Raw genomic sequence first — 25,572 nt, 5'->3', positions numbered from 1 at the left:
TTTGCTTATCCTTTAACATACATTTGTTAAAGGATATATGATGCAAACAATAAGCAGATATAACACCCAACTACATTTGTTATTAATCAAAGTAGAAAACGTTTTTTATAAAATTAGTCAAAAAATTTTATAGGTTTTGTAAAACCACACGAGCGAGTTTCAACGCTTTTGAGCGGTGAGACAGCTCTTTTTTTACTTCATCATTCAATTCACCCAAAGTCTTATCAAACCCTTGAGGTATAAACATCGGATCGTATCCAAAACCACCTTCGCCTCTTGCTTGCGTTAAAGCAGTTCCATACATCCAGCCATGTACTGTTTTTTCTTTGTCTTTAGTTACGATCGCAATAGCTGCCGTATAGTGTGCAGGAGAAAATTCAGCACCTTTAGCTTTAATGTCATCAATAAGTTTATACAAATTGTCTTTATCATTTGCATTTTCACCTGCATATCTTGCACTGTAAATGCCCGGAGCACCATCAAGAACATCTACACTAATACCGCTATCATCTGCTATTACAACAACATCTTCATCATTTAATGCTTTATAAACTGCTCTTGCTTTAATAAGGGCATTTTCTTTAAAAGTAGCACCATCTTCTACAATCTCAAACGGTTCAATCAGATCGGTATAAGGAACAACCTCATAGTCTTTACATAACTCTTTTATCTCTCTTACTTTTCCCTTATTGGATGTTGCTAGCACTAGTTTCAAATTTTTTTCCTCATATTTATAATTAATAACTATAATTGCAGAATTATACTATAAAGAGGACTCATGAATGTTTAAAAAAGTTTTACCGCTCTCATCAATCTTGTTTTTAAGATTTCTAGGATTATTTTTAGTTCTTCCCGTACTATCTGTTTATGCACTTGATTTAGAAGGTGCTACACCGTTTTTAGTTGGTGTAATTGTTGGTGGATACGCTTTAACACAGGCAATTTTCCAAGTTCCGTTTGGTTCTATGAGTGACAAGATAGGTAGAAAACCGACTATTTTATTCGGTCTTATAATCTTTTTAATCGGTTCACTTATCTGTGCTTTTTCTACTGATATATACATGTTAATGCTTGGACGTTTCTTACAAGGTGCAGGAGCTATCGGTGCTGTTGTAACAGCTATGATTGCTGACCTTGTAGAGGAAAAAACTCGTGGTCATGCGATGGCTATCATGGGTGGATTTATCGCTATGAGTTTTGCTGCTGCTATGGCTTTAGGACCAGTTCTAGCTGCAAGCTTCGGAATCGATACAATCTTCTTCATCACTGCCGTTTTAGCAGTAGTATCTATTGTTATTCTTTTTACAAAAGTTCCTACACCACCGAAAATCAAGCATATCTATCATAAAGATGCAAAAACATCTGACATCATAAAAGATCCAAACCTTCTTGGTATGATCATCATCAATGCTATGCAAAAAGGTTTAATGACTGCTGCATTTGTTATTATCCCTGTATTTTTAACAAAACCGGAATACGGCTTTAACTGGGAAAAAAGTGAGCTTTGGATGGTGTATGTTCCGGCAATGATCGCAGGTATTTTAGCAATGGGACCTGCTGCAGTTTTCGGTGAAAAAAGAAATATCCCAAAACAGATCTTTATGATCAGTATTATCCTTTTTTCTGCATCTTTTTTAATGATGGGACTTACATCTTCAAGTGCAGTATTTGTAACAGCAGTTATTCTGTTCTTTATAGCATTTAATATGATGGAACCGTTAGTGCAATCTATGATCTCTAAATTTGCGAAAGTACATCAAAAAGGTGCTGCACTTGGTATTTCAAATTCTGCTGCATATTTTATGACATTTATCGGCGGTACATTTGCAGGACTTTACTTAGATGTGAGTTCTCGCGAAACACTTGGACTTACTATTGGTGTAATCGGTCTAATATGGTTAGGGTTTACTGCAATTAAAATGAAAAACCCGATAAAATATTCTCACTTAATTACACCGGAAGATGAAATCGATTTTGATAAACTAAAAGCACTTGAAAGTGAACATATTGCTGAATGGTTCATTAACGAAACAGAAAAAGTAGTCGTTGTGAAATATCACCAAGAACAACTCAGTGAAGATGATTTAAAAGCAAAAATATCAAATAACTAAATAACAAAGGATCAAGATGCCCAATGTATCATCATTAACTAAAATTCAATATGCCAATATTATCTCTCTTGCAATTTTTACCGTTGCACTGGTTATAGAGATTTACCATTACGGCTTTGACATACTGCGTGTTGTAAATATTGCAAACTTTGCTCTAGCATGGTTTATGTTTATAAACATTAGAAAAGTTCAATCAAATATTGGTCTTTTCAACCGAGCAATGTCAGATACCGAATCTGGAATATTAAACCAAAAAATTGAAAATTATAATGATGGTGGGGAACTTGAGGAGTTACGTAAAAAGTTTAACTCTCTTTCTACTCAACTAAACCTGTTTGTAACATCTGTATCTGCATCTATCACCCAGGCAAGTTCAAAATCATCGTATCCACAAATAGATGAACAAAACTTCAAAGGACAATTCCTAGAAAATGTAACTATTACAAATCAAGCAATTGCAAATATGGAAACTGATACTACTCAAATAGAAAATTCTGAACTCAACGCCCATATTTCAAATATAGGGCAAGGGGTTGTTGGTGAACTAATTCTGCTTCAAGGTGATTTATCAAAATCACTTCAAAGTCTTGAAAAAATTGTAGAAGTTAGTAAGCTTACAGAAGACTCTGTTGAAGCTAGTAATACAGCCATCAATGATGTAAGTAATAATCTTCACAGCCTGATACAAGGTGTTCATGAGTCATCAGAAAAAATAAATGAACTCAATCAAAAAACATCAGACATCAACTCAGTGGTTGATCTTATTAAAGATATCGCAGAACAAACAAATCTACTCGCACTCAATGCTGCAATTGAAGCTGCGCGTGCTGGTGAGCATGGCCGCGGTTTTGCAGTTGTCGCCGATGAAGTACGACAACTTGCAGAACGTACACAAAAAGCTACAAGTGAAATATCTATCTCTATTCAAACATTCCAACAAGATGCCTCAGGCCTTCAAGAAGGTTCAGCGTCTATGATAGAAACAACAAAGGTATCAAGTGAAACTATCGATAACTTTACCTCTATCCTTAACGGCTTTAAAGATGATGCAAAGACTGCTTCCACATATGCTTCCAACTTGGAGAGTATGGTTTATGTTATCCTGGCAAAAATAGATCACACAATCTACAAATCAAACGCTTATTCTTCTGTATTTAGAAGAGAAAGAAAAGCAGAATTCCCTTCACCGACATCTTGCTCACTTGGCAAATGGTACCATGGATTTGCACAAGAAAAATTCGGTCATACTGATTCATATCGTGCTATTGATGTCCCTCATAAAGAAATTCACCGCTTGGTAGATAAGAACATATCGTATGTATATCCTGAAAACAAAGTACTTGAAAATAAAGAAGAAGTAATTGAGAATTTTAAAAATATAGAAAAAAACAGTGCAGAACTCTATACACTAATGGAAGATATGCTCGATAAAAATCTTCAAAAATAATTTTTGTTATTAAGCAGAGCCTTTGCGTGCTCTGCCTATCCTCGATGTAAATGATCTAAAAGTCCAAATAACTCTGTTGAAGCACCTTCAACCTCTTCAAACAATTGTTTTATTCTTTCACTATCTATATCTTTAGCTTTTAATAGATTCAAGACTTCTTGAATATTTTGATGAAGTTCGCGATGCGGTTTATCTATGTTCGAAAAATTTTTCATACCTGCAAATGCTTTTTTACCTTCACCAACATACCATTTCCCCAAATTACACATAGTATGGTCATCAACTATTACATCTTTTTTTTGTTGAAAAATTGCATCATAGCCACTATTTTTAAAGATAATATGATCAAGTTTCATTGAACTAAGAACCAATTCTTGTTCAACTATGCTACTTTCATCTTTAATGGTTTTTGAGTTTTCTATCAGTTTAGCTAATACATCTTTAAAGTCGTCAAGTTTTGCCTGTGAAAAATTTGCATACTCTTGAATTTTTTCACTATTTTCTTCCATAGTAATACTATTTTGTTTTAAAATATTAATGTTTACTTCCACTTCTGCTGTGGCTTTTTGTGTACGTTCAGCTAACTTTCTTACTTCGTCTGCAACAACTGCAAAACCACGTCCATGTTCACCTGCACGAGCAGCTTCAATTGCAGCATTGAGTGCCAGTAAGTTTGTTTGATCAGAGATATCCTTAATCAATGAAGTAACATCAGAAATCTCATTTACATTGGAGCTTAACTGTTCTGAAGACTCTCTTGTATGTCCAATCATCTCTGTGATATTTGCTATTGTATCGATCACTTCACCCGTTGTAGATGTAACTTCAGCAATTACTTCCGAATTGTCATCATTAAGAACATTTAATTCTTTGATTGCACCCACATTGTTCTGTAAACTTGTTCGTAAATTATTTGAATTATCAACAGAACCTTTAATCATTTTATGGGCCAGATCGACATTGAGCTGACTTTTATCCATCAGTTCTAAAACTTCTTGTGCCTTATTATCGGCTTCTTTTGCTTTCATTTGTGCTTCTTCTGCAAGTTTTTCAACTTTATCAATGAAAGCATTGAAACTTTTACTTGCATGTCCAAGCTCATCATTGCTATTTACAGGTAACCGTTTTGAAAAGTCAGCATCACCCTGTGCTAATTCACTTGCCACAGCATCTAAGTGTTTTATAGGTTCTGTAACATATTTTTTAATTATAACTATTAAAAAGAGAAGAATTAAAACGTCAATGATTAAAATGATATATACTTGTCTCAGTAAAGAATCTTTAGATTGTGAAATCACTTTATTTACATTTGCGATATTATCACCTATTAAAGCATATGCAACAGTATTGCCTGAAAAATCTTTTATCGGCTTTGATGTTACGAAGTAATTTTTGGTAATTATATACGGCTCATCTGTAGTGAAATTAACATTTTGAAGATCTGCGAGATACGCCGGGTCTATATTTCTCTCTTTGACGGCAAGTGTGTAATCTCCAACTTTTTTCGCATCTTTTAAAGAGCTTGCTACTGAGAGATACTCATTTTTCATCACTATTGCTATATCGTAACCGTAATTTTTCTTGGCAGAACGTACAATAGAGTTTAAACCTTGCATAAATTCTACTGAACCTAAATATTTTCCATCTTTCATAATTGGAGACAAGCCACGGAGTATAAGTCCTGCACGCCCTAGTTCTATGGCTACAAGAGGCTCTTTATTTGCTTTAATACTCTTGATTGTTTCTCTGAAACCACTTAAATCATCGCCATATTTTTGCACTTTCCATGAGCGTAAAAAACTGTGTAGATTTGCATCATGGATATGCACTTTAATATTTTTATATTTTGTATTTTTTTTAAACTCTTTAGAAAAATCTTCTAAACCTTTGATAGCTATTTTTCTATCGTTACTTTCTAAAGCTTTCACAACACTATAATTTTGAGAGATATTTATAGCGTTGGTAATCCCAATATCTTGTTTTGTCTCAAGTGCCTCATCAAAAAGAGTTGTCAATGTTGTTGATTCGTTACTATATATATCTTTTTCTAAGTCTTCCATAGAATAAAAAACATTCACAACGATAATTACAGTACCGATAAACATAGAAAGAATAAGAGGGATATGTATTTTTTTACTGATCGATAATGATTTGATATTAATCACAATAAGTCCTTATACTGTATTTGAATAGGGGGGCACAGTATACATTGATAGTGTAAAATGAAAGTAAAATAATGGAATAAAGTAGAGAAGAGTAGAGAAAATTTTCTCTACTCTATATAATTGAAGAACCTATTTTTTAGGTACGATGTACATATTGTAGTAGCGACCTTCGAATTTCGGTGGTTTTTCCATAGTTGAAATATCTTCGATCATCGGCCATACGTGTTCTAAAACTTCTTTCGCAGCTTCAGGGTGAGCCATCTCACGACCTTTTAGGAATACTCTGAATTTTACATGATATCCTTTTTCTAAAAACTCGCGAGCGTGTTTTACTTTATAAGCTACATCATTCTCGGCAATTTTTACAGACAGTTTAATCTCTTTCACAACGATTTTTGTTTGATTTTTACGCTGTTCCTTGAGTTTTTTCTCTTCTTGGTATTTGAATTTACCATAATCCATAATTTTAGCAACTGGTGGTTTTGCTTGAGGAGCGATTAGAACTAAATCTAATCCTAACTCGTTTGCTTTTTCCATTGCTTCATCTGTAGAGATAATCCCTAAAGATTCTCCACCATCTAAATTACATCTTACTTCAGGAACGCGAATATCGTCGTTCATTATGACACGATCTGTCTTTTTACTCAAAAATTTACCTCATTTATTTTAGTTTGAATTAGTTTAAGGAACTCTTCCTCACTCAGGCTGTACTGCTCTCTACTACGTCTATCACGGATAGAAACCGTTTTGTTTTCTATCTCTTCGTCACCGATAACTACGATCATAGGTACACGTGTTTTCTCTGCAGTTCTGATTCTTTTATTTAAAGAATCGTTCTTTGCATATATCTCACTATCGGCATTTATATCGATAAGTTTATCTGATAAAACCTTAGCGTAATCTTTATGTGTCTCTGCTACAGGAACGATAGCAACCTGTGTCGGAGCCACAAACATTGGGAATTCACCGGCATAATGTTCTGTTAAAATACCAATAAATCTCTCAAACGATCCAAGAATTGCACGGTGGATCATAACAGGTTGGATTTTCTCATTTCCTTCACCGTTATACTCTAACTCAAATCTCTCTGGAAGATTGAAGTCAAGTTGTACAGTTCCACACTGCCACTCACGTCCAATTGCATCTGTAATCTTGATATCGATCTTCGGTCCATAGAACGCACCGCCACCTTCATCAATTGAATATGGAAGATTATTTTTCTCCATAGCCTTTTTCAGAGCATTTTCCGCAGTTTCCCAAACAGCATCATCACCAACTGCTTTATCTGGTTTTGTCGAGATCATCATTTTATAGTCAAATTCAAAAGTTGTCATGATTTTGTCAACAAAATCAACCACTTCAATAATTTGCTCTTCAATCTGATCAGATGTACAGAAGATGTGTGCATCATCTTGTGTAAACTCACGTACACGGAAAAGTCCGTGAAGTGCTCCTGTCATTTCGTGACGGTGAACTACACCGTACTCAAAAAACTTCAGTGGAAGATCACGGTAAGAGTGAAGATCCTCTTCATACACTTTAATGTGACCAACACAGTTCATAGGTTTTACACCAAACTCGATTTCATCAATATTAGTGAAATACATGTTTTCACCATAGTTTTGGTAGTGTCCAGATGTCATCCAAAGATCAGATCTTAACATCTCAGGACCGCGAACCGGCTCGTAACCACGTTTACGGTGAGCTTTAAACAGAAGTGATTCTAATCTTGCACGAAGACGACCACCTGCCGGTAACCAGATAGGAAAACCAGCTCCAACTTCTTCACGGAAAGTAAATAGCTTCATCTCATTACCAAGTTTACGGTGGTCACGTTTTTCCGCTTCTGCCATCATATCAAGATACGCTTTTAGCTCCTCTTTAGTTGCAAAAGCTATACCGTAGATACGAGTAAGCATCTCGTTTTTTGAATCTCCGCCAAGATACGCACCAGAAATTTTTGTAAGTTTAAAATTTCTGATAAGTCCGATATTCGGTAAGTGAGGTCCACGACAAAGGTCCTCAAATTCACCTTGTTTATAGATAGAAACCTCGTCACTTGGGATCATATCAAGAACTGCCTGTTTTAAGTGATCGTTCTCAAATTTCTTACGTGCTTCATCTTTTGTAATCGAATATTTTTCAATTGCATATTTTTTCTTTGCAAAAGAAAGCATTTGCTTTTCAATTGTTTTTAGATCAGCTTCACCAATCTCAGCAGATGTTTTAAAGTCATAGTAAAAACCTTCATTTACAGTCGGCCCTACATAAAACTCAGCATCTGGATAAAGTGATTTAATCGCTTGTGCCATTAAGTGAGCCGTTGAGTGGCGAAGCACCTCTAAAGATGCTTCAGAGTTGTCTAATTCAATCTCTTCTCCACTTACACCGCGCTCCTCGGCAGTTACTAAATCTAAAATTTCATCATTGTGTTTAATTGCTATTGCACTCAAATCTTATCCCTATAATTCAGTTTTTAATACAGCACCGTTTGATGCATTTGATACTAACAGCTGATATCTTTTTAGCCATTTTGATTTTACTTCATTTTTATATGGTTTAAAATGAAGTCTTCTTTGCTCTAAAATTTCATAATCTACATTTAATTGTAATTTATGTGTATCTACGTCGATCTCGATTTCATCACCGTCTTCAATTAAAGCGATTAAACCACCTTCAGCAGCTTCTGGAGAAACGTGACCTATTGAAGCACCGCGAGTAGCTCCTGAGAATCTTCCGTCTGTAATTAACGCAACGCTCTCACCAAGTCCCATACCCATAATAAGTGAAGTAGGTGCCAGCATCTCTTGCATACCCGGTCCACCTTTTGGTCCCTCGTAACGGATAACTACAACATCACCCGCTTTTACTTTTTTATTCATAATCCCCATAATCGCTTCAGGTTGTGAGTTAAAACAGATAGCTTTCCCTTTAAACTGACGCATACTTGGTGCAATTCCTGCAGTTTTAACAACAGCACCCTCTTCTGCCAAGTTACCAAATAAAATCGATAAACCACCTACTTGAGAGTAAGCATTTTCATTTGTATGGATTACTGAAGTATCTTTAATCTCCGCATCTGCGATTCTTTCACCAAGAGTTTCACCAGTTACAGTCGGATTATCAAGGAATAAAAGATCATCACCACGACGACTTACTTCTTTTATAACCGCATTAACACCACCTGCACGGTTAATATCATCCATATGTACAGTAGAAAGTGAAGGTGAAATTTTTGCAATGTGTGCAACTTTTTGAGAGATCTCATTAATCTTCGTAATGTCAAACTCAACTTCTGCTTCTTTTGCGATCGCTAAAAGGTGAAGAACCGTATTTGAACTTCCACCCATTGCCATATCTACAACAAATGCATTATGAATCGCTTTTTCATTCAATACATTTCTTAAATTGTATTTCGGATCATTTGCTTTAGCCATCTCAACAACACGTTTAGCAGCTTTTTTAACAAGCTCGATTCTCTCAGGTGTCATTGCTAAAATAGTTCCATTCCCAGGGAGTGCAATCCCCATAGCTTCAGATAATGTGTTCATAGAGTTTGCAGTAAACATACCTGAACAGCTTCCACCAGACGGACATGCTTCACATTCGATCTCATAAAGCTCTTCTTCTGTCATTTTACCGTCATTGAATTTTCCAACCGCTTCAAATGCTGTAGCTAAATCGATAGGTGTACCATCTTTTTTATGACCAGCCGGCATTGGACCACCTGAAACAAATACAGTTGGAACGTTTACACGAAGAGCGCCCATAATCATACCCGGAACAATTTTGTCACAGTTAGGGATACAGATCATCGCATCCAGTTTATGTGCATTCATAACAGTCTCTATTGAATCTGCAATTAACTCACGTGACGGAAGCGAATAAAGCATACCGTCATGCCCCATCGCAATACCGTCATCAACACCGATGGTGTTAAATTCAAAAGGAACACCACCAGCTTCACGTATAGCCTCTTTTACAATGCGGCCATACTCTTGTAAGAAGAAGTGTCCTGGAATAATATCTATAAAACTGTTCGCAACTCCGATAAACGGTTTATCGAAATCCTCATCTTTTAAACCCGTTGCACGTAGTAGTGAACGGTGTGGGGCCTTATCAAAGCCCTTTTTGATAGTATCACTTCTCATAAAAATCCTATATATATAGTTTATCTAAATGGGATTATAGCATCTTTTTGCAATTTTTTTAAATTTTTTACCAAAAACTCTTTACAAATAAAAAAAAAGAAGATATAATTCCACTCCACTAAACAAAGAGTGGGTAAACAAATGCGGGAATAGCTCAGTGGTAGAGCACAACCTTGCCAAGGTTGGGGTCGCGAGTTCGAACCTCGTTTCCCGCTCCATTTAAGATTGTTAAACTGTGAATGCACTCACGATGCCCGGGTGGCGAAATTGGTAGACGCAGGGGACTTAAAATCCCCCGGTAGCAATACTGTGCCGGTTCGAGTCCGGCCCCGGGCACCATTGATGATAACTGAAACTGGTGCCATCGCCAAGTGGTAAGGCCGCAGCCTGCAAAGCTGCTATCCCCAGTTCGAATCTGGGTGGCACCTCCAGTTAAATAATCAAAACTTTCAAACAAACGTGGATCTTTGGCTGAGTTGGTCGAAAGCACCGGTCTTGAAAACCGGCGAGGGTCATACCTCCCTGGGTTCGAATCCCAGAGGGTCCACCATCATATAAACATTCCGGATTAGCTCAGCGGTAGAGTAGGTGACTGTTAATCACTTGGCCACTGGTTCGAATCCAGTATCCGGAGCCACACTTCTTAAAAATCCTTTTTTAAACTTACAAACAATTATTAACTAATACACATATATGTTTATATTGTCTCAAACTTTCTCTAAACTATTTGCTATAATATTCTCAAGAGGTATCTAAAATGTTAAAAAAATTAATTATTGCCATTATTGCACTTGTTGCATTAGGTGGTTTAATCTACAAAGCACTTAACCCCTCTCATTATAAACATCCACTACATAACAGTAGATAATACAATATAAGTAAAGTATTTAGAGCCTGTTATTACTAAGGAGATTTAGGTGATAGTAAAAAAGATGAAACAGCTTATCAAGTATGCTATTGAACTTGATATAGATTATATTGAAACTTTTCTTGGATATGAAGGTGATAATGTTTTAAAAATAATAACTACTAACAAAGAGACATTAGAGGCTATGGAAAAATTTCTAGACAATATAGAACTCGAATATAAAGTAGATTTTGACATTTCAGCAGGTCCTACAGGTGGACATGTATTATATGTTGGAGTAGAAGATCCCAGTTTATTTAAAATGAAAAAAAATTAAACTTTAGCACTCCTATTCTATTTGGATATAATAGTCATAACAGCACTTGGAAAAAACAAATGATATATATTATTTTTATTTTAATTTTTTTAATCTTTTTTCTTTATTTCAGATTTCGTAAGCAAGAACAAAAACTTATTGAAGCTAAAGAGAAGTATGAATCTATCGTTGAAGATTTGGGAGAAAACTTTTTTGCATATCGTATGGATGCAGATTTAAAGTTTGTCTATTTTAGTAAAAATATGGAAAACATACTCGGTGTTGCTCCGAAAGATGTTTTAGGAAAAACTTTTGACGGAATGTTAGAGTGGACAGGTGACTCTATAGAAGTAGGTGAAAAGAGTCTCGAAGCCTATTATACAGGGCAACAACATAGCGATCTAACTATGATGTCTTTTATCCATCCCATCAGTGGAGACGAGAGATTTATCAGAGTAGCGGATCATGCCGTTCATGACAGTTCAGGTAAGTTACTATGGATAGAAGGGATTCTTGAGGATATTACCCAAAGAGTAAATGCAGAAAAAGCACTTCATCAAAAAAAACTGGAACTTGAAAAACTTGCTACTACAGACATTTTAACAGGTGTTTACAATCGCTATTCAATTATGAAACATATTGAAGAGGAGATTCAGCGTATAAAACGTAAAGAAGAATCTGTATCGCTTATTATGTACGATTTCGATCATTTTAAATATATAAATGACAATTTCGGACATGATATGGGAGACTATGTCTTACAAGAAGCTACACAAGTTATAGGTCGAGTTATTAGAGAAATTGATACATTAGGTCGATATGGCGGTGAAGAGTTTCTTATCTTGTTACCATACTCGAATTTATCTAATGCTTTAGAAGTTGCAGAAAGAGTTAGAGAGGCCATCGCTTCTCATCACTTCGAAGGTTTAAAGCAAGTAACAATTAGTTTAGGAGTTGCTGAATACCAAGAGAATGAATCTCTCCAAAGTTTATTAAAAAGAATTGATGAGAAAATGTATCAATCAAAACACTTAGGTCGAAACTTAGTATCTTCATAAACACACATACAAAACATTTTTTCTATTACTATCTCTCTAAAATAAAGACTTCCTAAAATTTTTAGGAACTTAAAATGCTTGCTTATAAAGATATGTTAAATGGAGAAAGAATGAACAAAAATATAACAAGTTTAACAGTAAATATAGACTCATGTAATGATTTTGAATTGAACATTGAAAGACAAAACCCTCTTTCATATACAGTAACGTATCCTATTGATGCTCAAATTAATACGGTTGTATTTATAATAGCCGGTTTTGGTGCGGATGCAGATAGTGAATATATAAAAAACTTAACAACTTTTGTAGCTGAGACTTTTTCTGTTGCAGTTGTAAGTGTAACTTACCATTGTTTTTATTCTCGTCCTGCTATTGGTGCAGAGATAGGCTTTGATGATATTGATATTGTAGTTTTGGAAGACATACTAAAACAGTACCAAGTTGATTTAAATGGAATAGAGTTAACTAGAGATAATATATTAAATGCCTTAAATCAGGCTATTATACATAAAAAAGCTACAAATCAACTACAAAGAAACCATAAAGTAATTCTCCCTATGACACTAATCCCGCCTAATAACGAATACCAAAACTTTGGAATTATGCAGGCTTTAGACCATTTATATGTATTACAAGATTTAAAAAAGCGTATACCTAATTTAAGTAAAGAACTAAAAACAGTTTTTTTTGGAAGTTCACACGGAGGTTATATAGCCAATTTAATAGCTAAACTTGCTCCTAACCAAGTAGATTATGTTATAGAAAATTCAACATATGTTCAACCCCCTTTACAATATATTGTGGGTAAAGAGTCAGATATTTTTAAACCGGAGTTTATTGCAACATGGTCTGAGCATTTAGAAACAAACTGTTTTACTCAAACTGTTTGGACAACAAATAAAAATTCACCTTATTTTTTCTCTAATGACAGATATCGTATTCGAAACCTAATGGATGAAGAACATCTGCAAATAATGAGTGATCATAGTGAAAATAAAACACACTATATATCCTATCATTCCAAATATGATGGCTTAGTTAACGTTGAAGAAAAAATTGCATACTGTAAGCTGTTATCAGAAAAAGAGTTTCCAGTTAAATTACATCTAATAGAAAACAAAGATCAAATTGATGGGAAATTCATTAAAAATTTAGACCATGCAATGGGTATGTCAATTAAAGAACTAATCAAAAAAGAATTACCTGCTATTTTAAATGAGTCTATCGAGCTGAAAAAAAACAGTGAAGAAAAGATAGTATATCCTTGCGATTCTCAAGAATATAGCATCATTATCAATGATGACGCAATTACATGTACATGCCAATAAGTCACCATAAATAAGCTATTCCATGTTTATATAATAAGTTTATCAATCACTTTAATGATGTATTTAAATCTGTACTAGAAAAACTCAAAAGTGGTGGATATGTTGCATTTCCATCTCTACAATATATGGTCTTACCAACTGTTGTTTGACCAACAGGAGCAAAAACACCCGTTCCACAGCCAGTTAAATCAATCGAAGTTATTTGCACAGGAATTGTAACATACTTCAACAAAGATAAATTTTTGATAGATCCATAAGGTGTAGATGCATACATTCCAGGAAAAGCACTACGATTAACAGTATTGACAAAACTTTCAACTACTTTATTGCTTGCTGCTTCTTGAATACCTACCATTTTAGGAAGGACAACAGCAGACAATATACCCATAATAATTATTACAAAGATTAATTCAATTAAACTAAAAGCACTACGTTTCATAATGTACCCTTTTTTTGTTTTTTAACTCAACTGTGTATGACAACTCAGTGATGATGTTCCATATTCAATATCTCTTCTACTCCTGCATCTGAAAGATGTTCAAGTTCTAAAATTTCACCTGTTGCTCTTAAGGTAATTCCTGCAAGTTCATGATTTGCATTCAATACTACATGTTCATCCTCTATACTCTCAACAACCCAAGCAATCTCTTCATCTTCACCCTCGAGTTCCATTCCTACGGCTAAATCTTCAGGTAAATCTTGACGTAATTCTTTTACAACTAAAGACTCATCGTACTCGCCAAATGCTTCCGAAGGAGCTAATATAATATCAAAAGTATCATTGATTGTTTTGCCTTCAAGCTCATCTTCCAGTTTTTGAAATATTTGCTTATAAGCCCCGTGAAGATACATAAGTTCATCACTTTCATCTATAAGATTACCTTTTTCATCTTCTAGTTTTAGAGAGATAGATACAAGTGTATTTTTTGTGATTTTTTCCATATTTACTTCTTTTTACTAAATTCTAGTTGCCAATTCTTTTTTATATTCATCTATATTAAAATCTTTCATATGTGATGAACCACTCTCAACTGCTGCTTCTGCCACTGCAGCTGAGACTTCAACTACAAGACGCTTGTCAAACGGTGAAGGGATAATATACTCTTTACCGTATTTTAGCTTGCGTCCGTGGATTTCATGTAGATACTCAGGTATCTCTTGTTTTGCCAACTCTGCAAGTGCCTTAGAGGCTGCAAGTTTCATCTGAGTATTGATTTTTCTCGCACGAACATCCATAGCCCCTCTAAAGATAAACGGGAATCCTAAAACGTTATTTACCTGATTAGGATAATCACTTCTTCCCGTTGCTACGATCGCATCTGGACGAGCTGCTCTTGTGTCTTCAGGAAAAATTTCCGGGGTCGGGTTTGCAAGAGTAAAGATGATAGGATTCTCACACATCTTTTTTACATCTTCAATCTGGAAAGTTCCCGGACGTGAAAGACCTACAATAACATCAGAGTTTTCAAAGATCTCATCATGCGTCATATAATCTTGTGTTGCAAATTCACGCTTAAAATCATTAAGATCGCTTCGCCCTTTATGTACTAAACCTTTAGAATCCATCATTAAAATATTTTTTACACCGATTTCACGGTAAAGTCTTGCACAAGAGATCGCAGCAGCCCCTGCACCCACAACGACAATTTTTAGTTTTGTAATATCTTTATTTGCAATCTCACACGCATTCATAATCGCTGCCGTAGAGATTACAGCCGTACCATGTTGATCATCATGCATTACAGGGATATCAAGCTCATCAACCAAACGGCGTTCAATCTCAAAACACTCAGGAGCTTTAATATCTTCAAGATTAATCCCTCCAAATGTTGGTGCTATTGCAGATACTACAGAACAAAATCTATCGATACTTTTCGTATCTACCTCAATGTCATACGCATCAAGTCCAGAGAATTTTTTAAACAGTACCCCTTTGCCTTCCATAACAGGTTTAGAAGCAAGTGCACCTATATCACCTAATCCTAGTACTGCAGTACCGTTTGAAATAACACCAACAAGGTTACTTTTTGCAGTATATTTATAAGCGTTGTCCGGATCTTTTTCGATCTCTAAACAAGGTATAGCAACACCTGGAGTATATGCTAAAGAAAGATCTTTTTGTGTCGCTACACTCTTTGTAATCTCAGTTGCCAATTTGCCCGGTTTTGGAAACTGATGATACTCTAATGCTTCTTTTTCAATCGCTTTTTTACCCATTATTTTCCCTTTTTGTGATGATCTCCAACCACTCTTTCATCTTTTTCTCATATCCTATATCTTTAAGCTCCACAAAATGCTGCGGATACTCTAAATATTGTTGCTCAACATAACCACCGAAGTCGTGTGGATAGAGATAATTTGAGTTATTTTGTTGAATATTCTTTGGTATATTCATAATATTACCATTTTTTACACTGTTAAGCGCTTGATTGATAGCCATATATGCAGAATTTGATTTTGGAGAGGCACAAAGGTAGATAACCGCTTGGGCTAAAATGATTCTCGCTTCTGGGTATCCAATCTTACTCACCGATGTTAAACATGAAGTTGTCAGAGTAAGTGCCTGAGGATTTGCATTACCCACATCCTCACTTGCAAGTATCACTAAACGTCGTGCTATAAAGTCGGCACTCTCTCCCCCGTCAATCAAACGTGCAAGATAATAAATAGCAGCATCCGCATCACTTCCGCGAATCGATTTAATAAGTGCAGAAGCAAGATCGTAATGCACGCCCGCCTCAGAACTTCCAGCCTGCAGTGCATTTGGGCGTAAAGATTTAAGTATTTGAACTGTAATCTCAGTCGAAATATTTGCAGAGAACTCAAGCAGTTTCAACATCGCTCTGGCATCTCCCCCAGAACTTGCGATCAAGTACTCTTTTGCATCTTCATCAAGAGAAAGTTCATATTTCTCGATTACTTTTGCCAAAAGTTTTTCTAATGCCTCATTCGTTATCGCTTTGATCTCAAAAAGCATAGATCGTGAACGAATTGCAGAGGTTAAAGAGTAAAAAGGATTTTCAGTTGAAGCACCAATGATAAGCGCTTCATTTTTTTCCATAATAGGTAAAAGTACCTCTTGCTGATTTTTGGAAAGACGATGTACCTCATCAATAAAGATTAACGGTTTTTGGAGGGCATTTTTGTATTGGTTGAAAATTTTTCGCAATTCTTCGATCTTAAGCGAAGTTGCATTGAGTTCGTAAAAAGGTCGATCCATTACATCTGCGATCACTCGTGAAAGCGATGTTTTACCACACCCTGCAGGACCATAGAAAAAACTATGTCCCAGAGCGTTCTGTTCACAAAGAATTCTCAAAGGCGAGTTTGTACCTGTAAGATGTTCCTGACCTACTATCTCATTAAAAGTTTTAGGGCGCAGTAAATAAGCAAAATCCAATTTTACTGTCTCTCTTTTTGTTTTTTAGATTCCTCTTTTAAAAACTTGTGTAGTGCCGAGTATTCACTACGTGTTAAAAATCTTGTCTTTCCAGTAGGTAGGTTATTGAGCTCTATCTCTGCAAAGCTAAGACGTTTCAGATCTACGATATCAGCTCCAAAATGCGCAAAAAACCTACGAAGTTCACGGTTTTTTCCTTCAGAGATTGCTACTTTTAAGATCGAATAATTCGGCTGATTTTTTTGAATTTTATATCCCAAGAAAGGCTTGAATTCCATCGATTTGATTTTCGAGTGTGAATGTGCCCCTGCCGTTGCATCTTCCAAGTAGAGACCATCAAGCATTGCAGCTTCCATCTCCTCAGTCACAGGTCCTTGAATTTTGATCTTGTAAATTCTCTCTAGATCAGACTCCATCAAAGCTGTCGCAATATGTGAAGCATCTGTTAAAAGAAGTAAACCTTCACTTGCAAAGTCAAGGCGCCCTACAGGGATATAATGACGAAATTCTTTTCCAAGAGTATCGTAGATTGTACGGCGTCCTTTTGGATCAGACTTTGTTACTAACTCCCCTTTTGGCTTGTTATAAACAATAACAGTATATTTACTAGATGGACTTACCTGCTTACCGCTTACATAAACAACATCACGCCCCTCTTCTACTTGTGTAGCAGGATTTGTTTCAATCTCGCCGTTAATACGCACATAACCGTCTTGAATAGCACGATCGGCTTCACGACGAGAATAGGTCGAATAGTGCGCAATATATTTATTTAATCTCATTGCCATTAAGAGATCCCTTTTTCTATCAGTTTATGGATGTGTAACACACCCTTAATTTTCTTATCTTTATCTGTGATAACCAACAGTTGAATTTTTTTCTCTTCAATCAGCACAAGCGCATCGGATGCCAAAAGTTCTTCATCATCAATGCTCATCGGATTTTGTGTAGCATATTTCATCACGTTCTCTTCAAGTGAAAACTCTTCGCTAAGCAGTGCACGACGTACGTCACCGTCACTCATAAGCCCTAAAAGACGGTTCTCTTCATCTGCAATTAAAACAGTTCCAAGACGCCCTTCGCTGATACTGAGTATTGCATCTTTCACTTTTGCATCTTTATGAAGAATTGGAAGATTTTTTGTCTGCATCAGGTTTTTTACTTTTACAAACAGTTTTTTTCCTAATGCTCCACCAGGATGAAACGAAGCAAAGTCACTCGTTTGGAAATCTCTTGCTTTCATCAAACACACTGCCAGTGCATCTCCAAGAGCCAAAGTCAGTGTCGTAGAACTTGTAGGAGCCGTATTTAACGGACATGCTTCTTTTTCTATTTCTACTTTGATTACAAGATCACTATAACTTCCAAGCGTTGAATTTTCATTTCTTGTCATACCGATAAGCGGTACTTCAAATCTTTTAATATGAGGCAAGATTGAGCTTAACTCTTCACTCTCACCACTATAGCTGATCGCAAGTACTACGTCATTAGCTGAGATCATTCCAAGATCACCATGAAGTGCTTCTGTAGGATGAAGAAAAAAGCTCGGTGTACCCGTTGAGGCAAACGTTGCAGCCATCTTTGCACCGATGAGCCCGCTTTTGCCTACACCCGTTACAATAAGTTTCCCTTTACATCCAAGGATCAGCTCTACCGCTTTGTCAAAAACATCGTCAACGTTTTGTGCAGCTTTGAGTAATGCTTCGGCTTCAATATTTAATGTTTCTTGTGCAATTGTTTTATAATTCATAGTAGTAATTATATCTCTTTTTATCTTGATAAGATATAATACAAATTATGAAGATAAAAAAGGGGCTTGTATGAGGTCTGTTATTGGTAAATATTTAGATAGTATCGACACTTTAAAACTAGAAGAGAGACTTCTTTGCTATAACACTTTAATTTTGGCAGAGCAAGGATCGGGAAAAACAAATTTAGCATGTAAAATTAGAAATTTTGTAATTGATAAAGGTGTACCGACTTTATACCTTGACTTTGATGATTCACATGAAGATAACATTGAACTCAGATATAAAGACGAGCACTTCAACTACATCAGATTTGAAGAGAGTGAAGAGTTTGATGCAGCTTTCGAAGAACTTGTAGCACAAAACAAACATATCTATATGGCAGTAAATCCAAAATACTTTTCAAACAAAAGAGATGTAAAATCTAAATTGACTCAAACTATTTCAAAGAAAGAATTATTAGACAATTATTACTACTTCTTCCACGACATTGAAAATCTTAATGGTTTTTACACAAAATTTGAAGACTTTTTACTTTATATGTTAAGTTTTACAAATGTTCAAAAATACGGTTTTACATTCTTAACACAACCACATTCAACATTTGAAAATCCACATCTAAAACTCTTATTTACGTTCTTGTATTTAGGTCGTTGTTCAAACGCAAACTATTTCAATACGTCTGAGTTAAAAAACCTAAAGAAAAACAAGTTCTACTATCAATTTAGAACAGCTTATCCGACACTTCTGTTTAATGAGATCAAAAGTTCATTAGTACAAATTGATGAGTATAAACCAGAGGAATAAGATGCAAAATCTTTTTGATGAAGTTGGTTCTCTAGATCAAAGATGTTACCGTGAATTCGGTCTCAATGAAGATCTTTTAATGGAACATGCCGCAGACGGTATGGCTGACTTTGTCAAAAACAACTTCCCTGAAGAACAATCTGTTTTAATTCTCTGCGGAAGCGGTAATAACGGTGCAGACGGTCTTGCACTTTCACGTATACTGCATAAAGATTACGATGTAAAAGTAGTTGTAGTCAAAGAGCCTAAAAGTGAAATGGCACAACTGCAGTACTTACGTTGCCAAAAAATCGGTGTCAAATTTACTGATATTATCGAGCCTGCAGATATCGTTATTGACGCCATTTTAGGAACAGGTTTCTCAGGTGAACTCCCTGAGGAACTATCTACAACTATCCATATTATAAATCAATTCAAGTCTATCAAAATAGCATGTGACATCCCGAGTGCTTATCAATTTCAGGCTGATTACACTCTGACAATGGGTGCTTTAAAAACTGCAATGTTTGAAGATAAACACAAAGATTATTTAGGAGAGATCACGGTTTTAGATCTTGGTGTTTCCAGAACAATCTATGAAGTAGATTCCAATGTCAAACTACTTGATGAAAATGATTTGCAACTGCCTCATAGAGATAAGCAAAATACACATAAAGGCTCTTACGGACACCTTGCAGTTGTAAGCGGAGAAAAAACGGGAGCAAGTATTATGAGTGCAAAAGCTGCTTTTCGTTTCGGAACGGCACTTGTCACTCTTCTCAGCAACGAAAATATCAATGTTCCTTTTGAGATCATGCAATCGCACCAGCTCCCTGAAACCACTTCGGCTCTAGCTTTGGGAATGGGACTTGGAATGGAGTTTTCTCAAAGTGAACTGGAACGTTTTGTAAATAACGACTTGCCGCTCTTACTTGATGCAGATATTTTTTATCATCCACTGCTAAAAACTCTGCTGGAGAGAAAAAATGTCGTAATTACTCCACATCCTAAAGAGTTTTGCAGAATCCTTGAATGTTGCAATATCGCAGAGATAAAAGTTCAAGAGCTGCAAGAAAACAGATTTAAATATGTAAAGCTTTTTAGCGAAAAACACCCGGATGTTATCTTGGTTTTAAAAGGTGCAAATGTAATTATTTCCCGAGGTGAAGAACTTTTTGTAAACCCTCACGGGACAAACGTACTTGCCAAAGGTGGCAGCGGAGATGTTCTTGCTGGGCTAATTAGCGGGCTTTTAGCACAGGGGGATGAGCCATTACAAGCTGCAATTAACGGTTCTCTCGCACATACTGCACTTGCAAAAAGTTACAAAGGTGCTGATTTTTCACTTACGCCGATCGATTTGATCGATGGCATAGGTAAACTGTAAGAATTGTTTTGTTATAAAGTCAGCACTGAAATGGCAAGAGCTGATATAAATCATTTTCAGAGGTCAAATCCTCACTACGCTCTGAGCCTCCAAAAATGACTTATAGCAACTCTTAGATAGGTCGAAAAATTGATAAGGAAAAATAGAAATGGATAATAAACTTAAAATCGGAAAATATGAATTAAACTCTCGTCTCATTGTTGGAAGTGGAAAATACGATTCTTTTGAGATGACAAAAGAGGCAACTTTAGCATCAGGGAGTGAACTTATTACTGTTGCTGTTCGTCGTTTAAACATCACTGATCCAAATAAAGAGAACTTACGTGATACTTTTGCAGGGACAAATGTAAAATTTTTGCCAAACTCTGCGGGATGTGTAACAGCTGAAGAGGCAATCACAACTTTTAGACTTACTCGTGAAGCGACAGGAATCGATCTAATTAAATTAGAAGTTATCGGTGATACACAAAAAACTCTTTACCCTGATGTACTAGAAACTATTAAAGCATGTGAAGTGTTACACAAAGAAGGTTTTACTATTATGGCTTACACTTCAGATGATCCGATCATGGCTAAACGTCTTGAAGATGCAGGTGCTGATGCTATTATGCCACTAGCAGCGCCAATCGGTAGCGGTCTTGGTGTACAAAACCCTTACAATGTTGTATTTGTTCGTGAAGCTGTAAATGTACCGGTAATCGTTGATGCAGGTATTGGTTGTGCAAGTGATGCGGCATATGCAATGGAACTTGGTGCTGAAGCAGTACTAACAAATACTGCGATCGCTCAAGCAAAAGATCCGATTGCAATGGCTCAAGCTATGAAACATGCTGTTATCGGTGGTCGTATGAGTTATTTAGCGGGAAGAATTCCGAAAAAACCTTATGCAACTGCTTCTAGTCCAGTTGACGGACTTATTCAGTTCTAATTTGAACGAGCAAGTGCTGCAAAATCTATAGAGTCCTCTTTTTTGGACTCTTCTCTTTTTTTATCCTCTTCAAAATTACCGCTAGAGAAAAAATACTCGTTTTTCCCTTTATTTAAAATACACCCTTTAATTCCAGGCGTACAAACTACATTTAACAGTTTACAAAAACCTTTGTGGTCATGCTGACATGTCCAGCCCATAATCTATCCTTCAAATTTCTCCGAGAGATGGGACATTAGAAGAAGCTGCCCCATCCCTTCAAAAAACTTCTCTAGTCCTATTGCATTGGCTTCTAAAGATTTTTTCATAGCCGTTAAAAATACAAGCTGTGATTCTTCAGACGCCAGCATATATGTATCTATAATATACTCTAACGTAAGTGAAACTTCTTCACCGTTTACATCAAAGTCTACAGTTGAGAGAGAGTTAATTCCCTCTTGTTTTAAAATATCTTTACACTCTTTTGTTATATCCATTACAATACACCCATTAAATTTAACATTACGACAAACATCGCGATCGGAATAATATAACGTAAAAAGAAATACCACGGTTCAAATGCCCATTTTAAAAATGGTTTTAGTGCAGCTTCTACACGGCTTTTTTCAAGTACATAACCTACAAAAATTGCCATAATAAAGCCTCCTGCAGGAAGCATTATTGCTGCGGTAATATAATCTATCCAGTCAAAGAAACTTTTACCACCCCAAAATAAATACTCTTTTGTACCATCTATATTGGAAAGAATTGCGAAAATACCAAAGAACCAGAAAAACAGTCCCATTAAAACAGATGCTTTTACCCTTGAAAAAGCAAATCTATCCATAAAGTACTGTACCATCGGTTCAGTAAGTGATACTGCAGATGTCAGTCCTGCAAAAGCAAGAGCTAGGAAAAACAATACTGCAAAGATATTTCCTAATATTCCCATTTCGTAAAAAGCTGCAGGAAGAGATATGAATACCAACCCTGGCCCTTTTGCAGGTCCGGAACCATATTGATAGAGAAATGTAAAAAGCATTAATCCTGCAACGATTGCTATGGATGTATCTAAAAATACAACCCAAAAAGCAGATTTTACAATGTTTGAGCCTTTTTCCATAGAGGCAGCATAAGTCATAATGGCACCCATACCAAGACTAAGTGTAAAAAAAGCATGTCCAACGGCAATTACAAACGCTTCGGAATTGAGTTTAGACCAATCTGCAGCAAACATAAACTCTACAGCTTTTGGAAAAGCATCCAATGAAAGAGAATAAATAAACATGCCAGATAAAATGATCATAAGCGCAGGCATTAGTACAAGGTTTATTTTCTCAATACCCGCTTTAATTCCTTTAGTTAAAGTATAGGTAATAATTACAAAGGAAAGAGTATGATAAAACAGTTGAGTAAAGAAATCACTTTGCAACATAAGGTTAAATGTTGTTTCTGCTTCTTTCACATTGGCAGGAAGATACTCTAATGATGTTATTATATAGTTAAAGATCCAACCTATCACTACAGAATAAAATATCATTATTAATAATCCGGCCATTGCCTGAAAACCGCCAAACTTCCATAAATCTTTATATGTCGGAGCCAGTTCTTCAAAAGATGAAACCGTATCTTTTCTTCCTAGATACCCGATCAGCATCTCTGCAATCATAATTGAAAAACCAACTAGCAAAACTGTAAGTAGGTAAACTAAAACAAATGCACCTCCGCCGTATTCACCTGTTATATATGGAAACTTCCATATATTTCCAAGTCCTACAGCACTCCCTGCAGCTGCTAAAATAAACCCTATTCGACTAAATCTTGCTATTTTCATCCCGAAATTCCTTTTGAATTTCATGTATTATACAAAAATATTTCATTTTTTTAAAATCTTTTTGGAAAAACACTTGACAAATGGAAAGGAAATCACTATAATTTCAGCCTCATTAATCAGCTAGATAGCTTTTTAATGTTCAGGTCGGGGTGTAGCTCAGTATGGTTAGAGTACTTGGTTTGGGACCAAGGGGCCGAAGGTTCGAGTCCTTTCACCCCGACCATCCTTTTTTATTATTATACATGGTGGGATTAGCTCAGTTGGTTAGAGCACTAGTTTGTGGCACTGGGGGCCGTGGGTTCGAATCCCATATTCCACCCCATTTGATTAATAATATATTGTAACTTATAAGCCAAACACTGGTTGTTGCCTGCGTCTGTGGCTCAACTGGATAGAGTATCGGACTTCGGATCCGACGGTTATAGGTTCGAATCCTATCAGGCGCACCACAAAATGTATGCGTCCTTAGCTCAGCTGGATAGAGCAATGCCCTTCTAAGGCATCGGTCACACGTTCGAATCGTGTAGGGCGTACCACTTATTAGAGTTGTCTGAAGAGACATTAAACACATATTCCACGCGGACGTGGTGAAATTGGTAGACACGCCAGACTTAGGATCTGGTGCCGCAAGGTGTGAAGGTTCAAGTCCTTTCGTCCGCACCACTTCTTTAAAAATTTTCCAAAATTAAAACTTTATTTTTTTTCTTTTAACTGTAACATCAGTGTATAAAGATCCGTGACGTCTTTTTGAATACCTAAAAAGTACTTTAGCTGTAAAGTATGTTTGTCAAAAATAGGTGAGATTTGTACCTCATTATAAATAAGTCGACCACCTTTATGATAGTTTCGTATAACTGCCAATACTTCTTTTTCATTTTTAATAGCTTCTCTTATCTCCGATCTTGCAAACTGTTCAGTGTCTTCACCTTGTAGAAATCTACAGTTTTTTCCAAGTACTTCTTCCGAAGCGTAACCGAACATCTTTGTAAATGCTTCATTTACATAAATAATAGGATTGTCTTTTTGGTTGGGGTCGGTAATAACAATACCGTTCTTTGCTTGGTCCATAAAATCTAGAAGATACTCTTGAAAATCCGGTGTTGGCTCTCTATATTTCTCAAGAGAATAAAAACCTCCGTAGTGATTTATGATATTAAGACAAGGAAGTTTAGTTCTCAAATTACTCATTAGAGTTCTAACAGTTTTATTATTAAACTCTTTTGACTCACCTTTGAAAACGAAATCAAATATTTCAATATCTTTAAGTGGTTTACCCCTATAGTAGATCAGCAGTTTTAAGCAGCTTGTCTTATTGGCAGATAAAGGAGTTAAAATGCCGTCAACATACACAACCTCTTCATGAGGATTCCAATAACAGTTTGGACTGAGCTTTATATAGTTTTTTTCTTTCATATCACTATTCTATCACAAAGTGTCCATAAAGTGTCCACTTGTATTTTTAAAAAAATATTTTTTTAATTTCCCCATAAAACAGGTATTTTTAGCATGTTAATTATTACTAAATTGAATAATTATACTTTTTTTTCAATAAATTTTCTATACTTTTTAACATTATATTAATCTTTACTATATTGATTATACAACACTAAATCATCTTTACTCTTGATCTAAATCAAGGCTGTATGACAAAAAAGTTGTTAATCTAAAGTATACAAATAAGGGGAAAAGGAGTATCTTTGGGTGAATATATTTTAAAAAGTGATGACTTTTTAGTTTCACAAACAGATGAAAAGGGAATCATCCTGTTCGCCAATGATGATTTTTGTAAGATTGCAGGGTATTCGATCGAAGAACTGGTAGGTAAAAACCATAATATAGTTAGACATCCGGATATGCCCAAGGCTGCGTTTAAAGATTTGTGGGGCACTGTAAAACAAGGTAAAGTATGGACGGGTTACGTTAAGAACAAAACTAAAGACGGTGGGTATTACTGGGTTTTTGCGACTGTGTATCCAATGAAAGATCCTGAAACAAAACAAGTTCGCTATATGTCTTGCAGAAGAAAACCTGCAAAAGAAGAAATAGAAGCTGCCGAAGCGCTTTATAAAACATTACGTTAAGGATAT

General features: G+C 35.8%; 24 protein-coding genes and 10 tRNA genes. 19 read left to right on the top strand and 15 right to left on the bottom strand.

Going from position 1 to position 25,572, the window contains the following annotated elements; all coding sequences use genetic code 11:
* Positions 1-127: 127 nt before the first annotated feature.
* Positions 128-715 carry an RdgB/HAM1 family non-canonical purine NTP pyrophosphatase gene (gene rdgB / locus P6N22_RS04815; protein WP_280330694.1) on the bottom strand — a complete coding sequence of 196 codons (588 nt, stop codon included), beginning with the start codon at positions 713-715 and terminating at the stop codon, positions 128-130.
* A gap of 67 nt (positions 716-782) precedes the next feature.
* On the opposite strand from rdgB, the gene P6N22_RS04810 reads away from it, so the two are divergent.
* Positions 783-2,111: an MFS transporter gene (locus P6N22_RS04810; RefSeq protein WP_280330692.1), complete on the top strand. Its 1,329-nt coding sequence runs from the start codon at positions 783-785 to the stop codon at positions 2,109-2,111.
* 16 nt (positions 2,112-2,127) lie between these two features.
* Entirely contained in the window at positions 2,128-3,558 is a 1,431-nt protein-coding gene (locus tag P6N22_RS04805; protein ID WP_280330690.1) for a methyl-accepting chemotaxis protein, read from the top strand.
* Positions 3,559-3,593: 35 nt separating this feature from the next.
* Here the strand turns inward: P6N22_RS04805 and P6N22_RS04800 are convergent, their stop codons facing one another.
* The 4 genes from P6N22_RS04800 to ilvD form a co-directional block, all read right to left on the bottom strand.
* Positions 3,594-5,723, bottom strand: a complete 2,130-nt coding sequence (locus P6N22_RS04800; RefSeq protein ID WP_280330688.1) for a methyl-accepting chemotaxis protein — start codon at positions 5,721-5,723, stop codon at positions 3,594-3,596.
* Positions 5,724-5,852: 129 nt separating this feature from the next.
* A complete protein-coding gene (gene infC / locus P6N22_RS04795) occupies positions 5,853-6,344 on the bottom strand; it encodes a translation initiation factor IF-3 (RefSeq protein WP_280331124.1) in 492 nt (163 codons plus the stop codon).
* Positions 6,345-6,367: 23 nt separating this feature from the next.
* Positions 6,368-8,143: a threonine--tRNA ligase gene (gene thrS, locus P6N22_RS04790; protein WP_280331122.1), complete on the bottom strand. Its 1,776-nt coding sequence runs from the start codon at positions 8,141-8,143 to the stop codon at positions 6,368-6,370.
* A gap of 42 nt (positions 8,144-8,185) precedes the next feature.
* Positions 8,186-9,874 carry a dihydroxy-acid dehydratase gene (ilvD, locus tag P6N22_RS04785; RefSeq protein WP_280330686.1) on the bottom strand — a complete coding sequence of 563 codons (1,689 nt, stop codon included), beginning with the start codon at positions 9,872-9,874 and terminating at the stop codon, positions 8,186-8,188.
* Between the two features lie 143 nt (positions 9,875-10,017).
* Here ilvD and P6N22_RS04780 point away from each other — a divergent pair.
* The 8 genes from P6N22_RS04780 (at position 10,018) to P6N22_RS04745 (ending at position 13,423) form a co-directional block, all read left to right on the top strand.
* A tRNA-Gly gene (locus P6N22_RS04780) sits at positions 10,018-10,092 on the top strand.
* A gap of 34 nt (positions 10,093-10,126) precedes the next feature.
* Positions 10,127-10,213 (top strand) — tRNA-Leu (locus tag P6N22_RS04775).
* An 18-nt stretch (positions 10,214-10,231) separates the two neighbouring features.
* Positions 10,232-10,305 (top strand) — tRNA-Cys (locus P6N22_RS04770).
* A 30-nt stretch (positions 10,306-10,335) separates the two neighbouring features.
* Positions 10,336-10,424, top strand: a tRNA-Ser gene (locus P6N22_RS04765).
* Positions 10,425-10,436: 12 nt separating this feature from the next.
* A tRNA-Asn gene (locus P6N22_RS04760) sits at positions 10,437-10,511 on the top strand.
* A 280-nt stretch (positions 10,512-10,791) separates the two neighbouring features.
* Positions 10,792-11,058 carry a hypothetical protein gene (locus tag P6N22_RS04755; RefSeq protein WP_280330684.1) on the top strand — a complete coding sequence of 89 codons (267 nt, stop codon included), beginning with the start codon at positions 10,792-10,794 and terminating at the stop codon, positions 11,056-11,058.
* A 59-nt stretch (positions 11,059-11,117) separates the two neighbouring features.
* Positions 11,118-12,095 (top strand): diguanylate cyclase, encoded by a 978-nt coding sequence (locus P6N22_RS04750; protein ID WP_280330683.1) that lies wholly within the window; start codon positions 11,118-11,120, stop codon positions 12,093-12,095.
* Positions 12,096-12,205: 110 nt separating this feature from the next.
* Positions 12,206-13,423: a DUF2920 family protein gene (locus tag P6N22_RS04745; RefSeq protein WP_280330681.1), complete on the top strand. Its 1,218-nt coding sequence runs from the start codon at positions 12,206-12,208 to the stop codon at positions 13,421-13,423.
* Positions 13,424-13,469: 46 nt separating this feature from the next.
* Here the strand turns inward: P6N22_RS04745 and P6N22_RS04740 are convergent, their stop codons facing one another.
* The 6 genes from P6N22_RS04740 to P6N22_RS04715 are packed head-to-tail and all read right to left on the bottom strand — an operon-like array spanning position 13,470 to position 18,573.
* Positions 13,470-13,862 carry a type II secretion system protein gene (locus P6N22_RS04740; RefSeq protein ID WP_280330679.1) on the bottom strand — a complete coding sequence of 131 codons (393 nt, stop codon included), beginning with the start codon at positions 13,860-13,862 and terminating at the stop codon, positions 13,470-13,472.
* 44 nt (positions 13,863-13,906) lie between these two features.
* Positions 13,907-14,365 (bottom strand): peptidylprolyl isomerase, encoded by a 459-nt coding sequence (locus P6N22_RS04735; RefSeq protein ID WP_280330677.1) that lies wholly within the window; start codon positions 14,363-14,365, stop codon positions 13,907-13,909.
* A 15-nt stretch (positions 14,366-14,380) separates the two neighbouring features.
* Positions 14,381-15,640, bottom strand: coding sequence for a malic enzyme-like NAD(P)-binding protein (locus tag P6N22_RS04730; protein WP_280330675.1), 1,260 nt, complete (start codon positions 15,638-15,640; stop codon positions 14,381-14,383).
* On the bottom strand, positions 15,633-16,823 hold the full coding sequence (locus tag P6N22_RS04725) for a replication-associated recombination protein A (protein WP_280330673.1): 1,191 nt from the start codon (positions 16,821-16,823) through the stop codon (positions 15,633-15,635). Before P6N22_RS04725 ends, P6N22_RS04730 begins: the two co-directional genes overlap by 8 nt.
* Before the next feature lie 2 nt (positions 16,824-16,825).
* Positions 16,826-17,611 carry a pseudouridine synthase gene (locus P6N22_RS04720; protein ID WP_280330671.1) on the bottom strand — a complete coding sequence of 262 codons (786 nt, stop codon included), beginning with the start codon at positions 17,609-17,611 and terminating at the stop codon, positions 16,826-16,828.
* Complete coding sequence (locus P6N22_RS04715; protein ID WP_280330669.1) at positions 17,611-18,573, bottom strand: KpsF/GutQ family sugar-phosphate isomerase; 963 nt, start codon at positions 18,571-18,573, stop codon at positions 17,611-17,613. The genes P6N22_RS04720 and P6N22_RS04715 overlap by 1 nt, the downstream gene beginning before the upstream one ends.
* Before the next feature lie 70 nt (positions 18,574-18,643).
* Between P6N22_RS04715 and P6N22_RS04710 the strand changes: the two genes are divergently transcribed.
* The 3 genes from P6N22_RS04710 (at position 18,644) to P6N22_RS04700 (ending at position 21,672) form a co-directional block, all read left to right on the top strand.
* Positions 18,644-19,378: an ATP-binding protein gene (locus P6N22_RS04710; RefSeq protein WP_280330668.1), complete on the top strand. Its 735-nt coding sequence runs from the start codon at positions 18,644-18,646 to the stop codon at positions 19,376-19,378.
* 1 nt (position 19,379) lies between these two features.
* Positions 19,380-20,744: an NAD(P)H-hydrate dehydratase gene (locus P6N22_RS04705; RefSeq protein WP_280330666.1), complete on the top strand. Its 1,365-nt coding sequence runs from the start codon at positions 19,380-19,382 to the stop codon at positions 20,742-20,744.
* 148 nt (positions 20,745-20,892) lie between these two features.
* Positions 20,893-21,672: a thiazole synthase gene (locus tag P6N22_RS04700; RefSeq protein ID WP_280330664.1), complete on the top strand. Its 780-nt coding sequence runs from the start codon at positions 20,893-20,895 to the stop codon at positions 21,670-21,672.
* Here P6N22_RS04700 and P6N22_RS04695 read toward each other — a convergent pair.
* Genes P6N22_RS04695 through P6N22_RS04685 form a run of 3 tightly spaced genes read right to left on the bottom strand, consistent with a single transcriptional unit; the run spans position 21,669 to position 23,485 of the window.
* Complete coding sequence (locus P6N22_RS04695; RefSeq protein WP_280330662.1) at positions 21,669-21,872, bottom strand: hypothetical protein; 204 nt, start codon at positions 21,870-21,872, stop codon at positions 21,669-21,671. The two genes, P6N22_RS04700 and P6N22_RS04695, sit on opposite strands and share 4 nt — an antisense overlap.
* Before the next feature lie 3 nt (positions 21,873-21,875).
* Positions 21,876-22,148 carry a hypothetical protein gene (locus P6N22_RS04690; RefSeq protein WP_280330661.1) on the bottom strand — a complete coding sequence of 91 codons (273 nt, stop codon included), beginning with the start codon at positions 22,146-22,148 and terminating at the stop codon, positions 21,876-21,878.
* Positions 22,148-23,485 (bottom strand): sodium-dependent transporter, encoded by a 1,338-nt coding sequence (locus P6N22_RS04685; RefSeq protein WP_280330659.1) that lies wholly within the window; start codon positions 23,483-23,485, stop codon positions 22,148-22,150. The genes P6N22_RS04690 and P6N22_RS04685 overlap by 1 nt, the downstream gene beginning before the upstream one ends.
* Positions 23,486-23,630: 145 nt before the next feature.
* Between P6N22_RS04685 and P6N22_RS04680 the strand changes: the two genes are divergently transcribed.
* The 5 genes from P6N22_RS04680 to P6N22_RS04660 all read left to right on the top strand — a co-directional run bounded on the left by P6N22_RS04680 (position 23,631) and on the right by P6N22_RS04660 (position 24,148).
* Positions 23,631-23,708: transfer RNA gene (locus P6N22_RS04680), tRNA-Pro, on the top strand.
* Between the two features lie 22 nt (positions 23,709-23,730).
* Positions 23,731-23,807 (top strand) — tRNA-His (locus P6N22_RS04675).
* A 50-nt stretch (positions 23,808-23,857) separates the two neighbouring features.
* Positions 23,858-23,934 (top strand) — tRNA-Arg (locus P6N22_RS04670).
* Positions 23,935-23,944: 10 nt separating this feature from the next.
* Positions 23,945-24,021 (top strand) — tRNA-Arg (locus tag P6N22_RS04665).
* A gap of 42 nt (positions 24,022-24,063) precedes the next feature.
* A tRNA-Leu gene (locus P6N22_RS04660) sits at positions 24,064-24,148 on the top strand.
* Between the two features lie 30 nt (positions 24,149-24,178).
* Here P6N22_RS04660 and P6N22_RS04655 read toward each other — a convergent pair.
* On the bottom strand, positions 24,179-24,898 hold the full coding sequence (locus P6N22_RS04655) for a PAS domain-containing protein (RefSeq protein WP_280330657.1): 720 nt from the start codon (positions 24,896-24,898) through the stop codon (positions 24,179-24,181).
* 284 nt (positions 24,899-25,182) lie between these two features.
* Between P6N22_RS04655 and P6N22_RS04650 the strand changes: the two genes are divergently transcribed.
* The gene (locus tag P6N22_RS04650) at positions 25,183-25,566 is read left to right on the top strand and encodes a PAS domain-containing protein (RefSeq protein ID WP_280330655.1); all 384 of its coding nucleotides are present in this window, start codon (positions 25,183-25,185) and stop codon (positions 25,564-25,566) included.
* Positions 25,567-25,572: the final 6 nt, after the last annotated feature.

Origin of the sequence: Sulfurimonas sp. C5, from assembly GCF_029872055.1 — a bacterium.
GTDB lineage: Bacteria > Campylobacterota > Campylobacteria > Campylobacterales > Sulfurimonadaceae > Sulfurimonas.
This window is presented reverse-complemented; position numbering and strand designations above follow the sequence as displayed.

Coding starts and splice junctions, on each gene's coding strand:
- P6N22_RS04810 (WP_280330692.1), top strand. CDS start 783: ATGTTTAAAAAAGTTTTACCGCTCTCATCAATCTTGTTTTTAAGATTT.
- P6N22_RS04700 (WP_280330664.1), top strand. CDS start 20,893: ATGGATAATAAACTTAAAATCGGAAAATATGAATTAAACTCTCGTCTC.
- infC (WP_280331124.1), bottom strand. CDS start 6,344: ATGAACGACGATATTCGCGTTCCTGAAGTAAGATGTAATTTAGATGGT.
- P6N22_RS04710 (WP_280330668.1), top strand. CDS start 18,644: ATGAGGTCTGTTATTGGTAAATATTTAGATAGTATCGACACTTTAAAA.
- P6N22_RS04655 (WP_280330657.1), bottom strand. CDS start 24,898: ATGAAAGAAAAAAACTATATAAAGCTCAGTCCAAACTGTTATTGGAAT.
- P6N22_RS04730 (WP_280330675.1), bottom strand. CDS start 15,640: ATGGGTAAAAAAGCGATTGAAAAAGAAGCATTAGAGTATCATCAGTTT.
- P6N22_RS04745 (WP_280330681.1), top strand. CDS start 12,206: ATGAACAAAAATATAACAAGTTTAACAGTAAATATAGACTCATGTAAT.
- P6N22_RS04715 (WP_280330669.1), bottom strand. CDS start 18,573: ATGAATTATAAAACAATTGCACAAGAAACATTAAATATTGAAGCCGAA.
- P6N22_RS04805 (WP_280330690.1), top strand. CDS start 2,128: ATGCCCAATGTATCATCATTAACTAAAATTCAATATGCCAATATTATC.
- P6N22_RS04695 (WP_280330662.1), bottom strand. CDS start 21,872: ATGGGCTGGACATGTCAGCATGACCACAAAGGTTTTTGTAAACTGTTA.
- P6N22_RS04685 (WP_280330659.1), bottom strand. CDS start 23,485: ATGAAAATAGCAAGATTTAGTCGAATAGGGTTTATTTTAGCAGCTGCA.
- ilvD (WP_280330686.1), bottom strand. CDS start 9,874: ATGAGAAGTGATACTATCAAAAAGGGCTTTGATAAGGCCCCACACCGT.
- P6N22_RS04750 (WP_280330683.1), top strand. CDS start 11,118: ATGATATATATTATTTTTATTTTAATTTTTTTAATCTTTTTTCTTTAT.
- P6N22_RS04705 (WP_280330666.1), top strand. CDS start 19,380: ATGCAAAATCTTTTTGATGAAGTTGGTTCTCTAGATCAAAGATGTTAC.
- P6N22_RS04720 (WP_280330671.1), bottom strand. CDS start 17,611: ATGGCAATGAGATTAAATAAATATATTGCGCACTATTCGACCTATTCT.
- P6N22_RS04740 (WP_280330679.1), bottom strand. CDS start 13,862: ATGAAACGTAGTGCTTTTAGTTTAATTGAATTAATCTTTGTAATAATT.
- P6N22_RS04735 (WP_280330677.1), bottom strand. CDS start 14,365: ATGGAAAAAATCACAAAAAATACACTTGTATCTATCTCTCTAAAACTA.
- P6N22_RS04690 (WP_280330661.1), bottom strand. CDS start 22,148: ATGGATATAACAAAAGAGTGTAAAGATATTTTAAAACAAGAGGGAATT.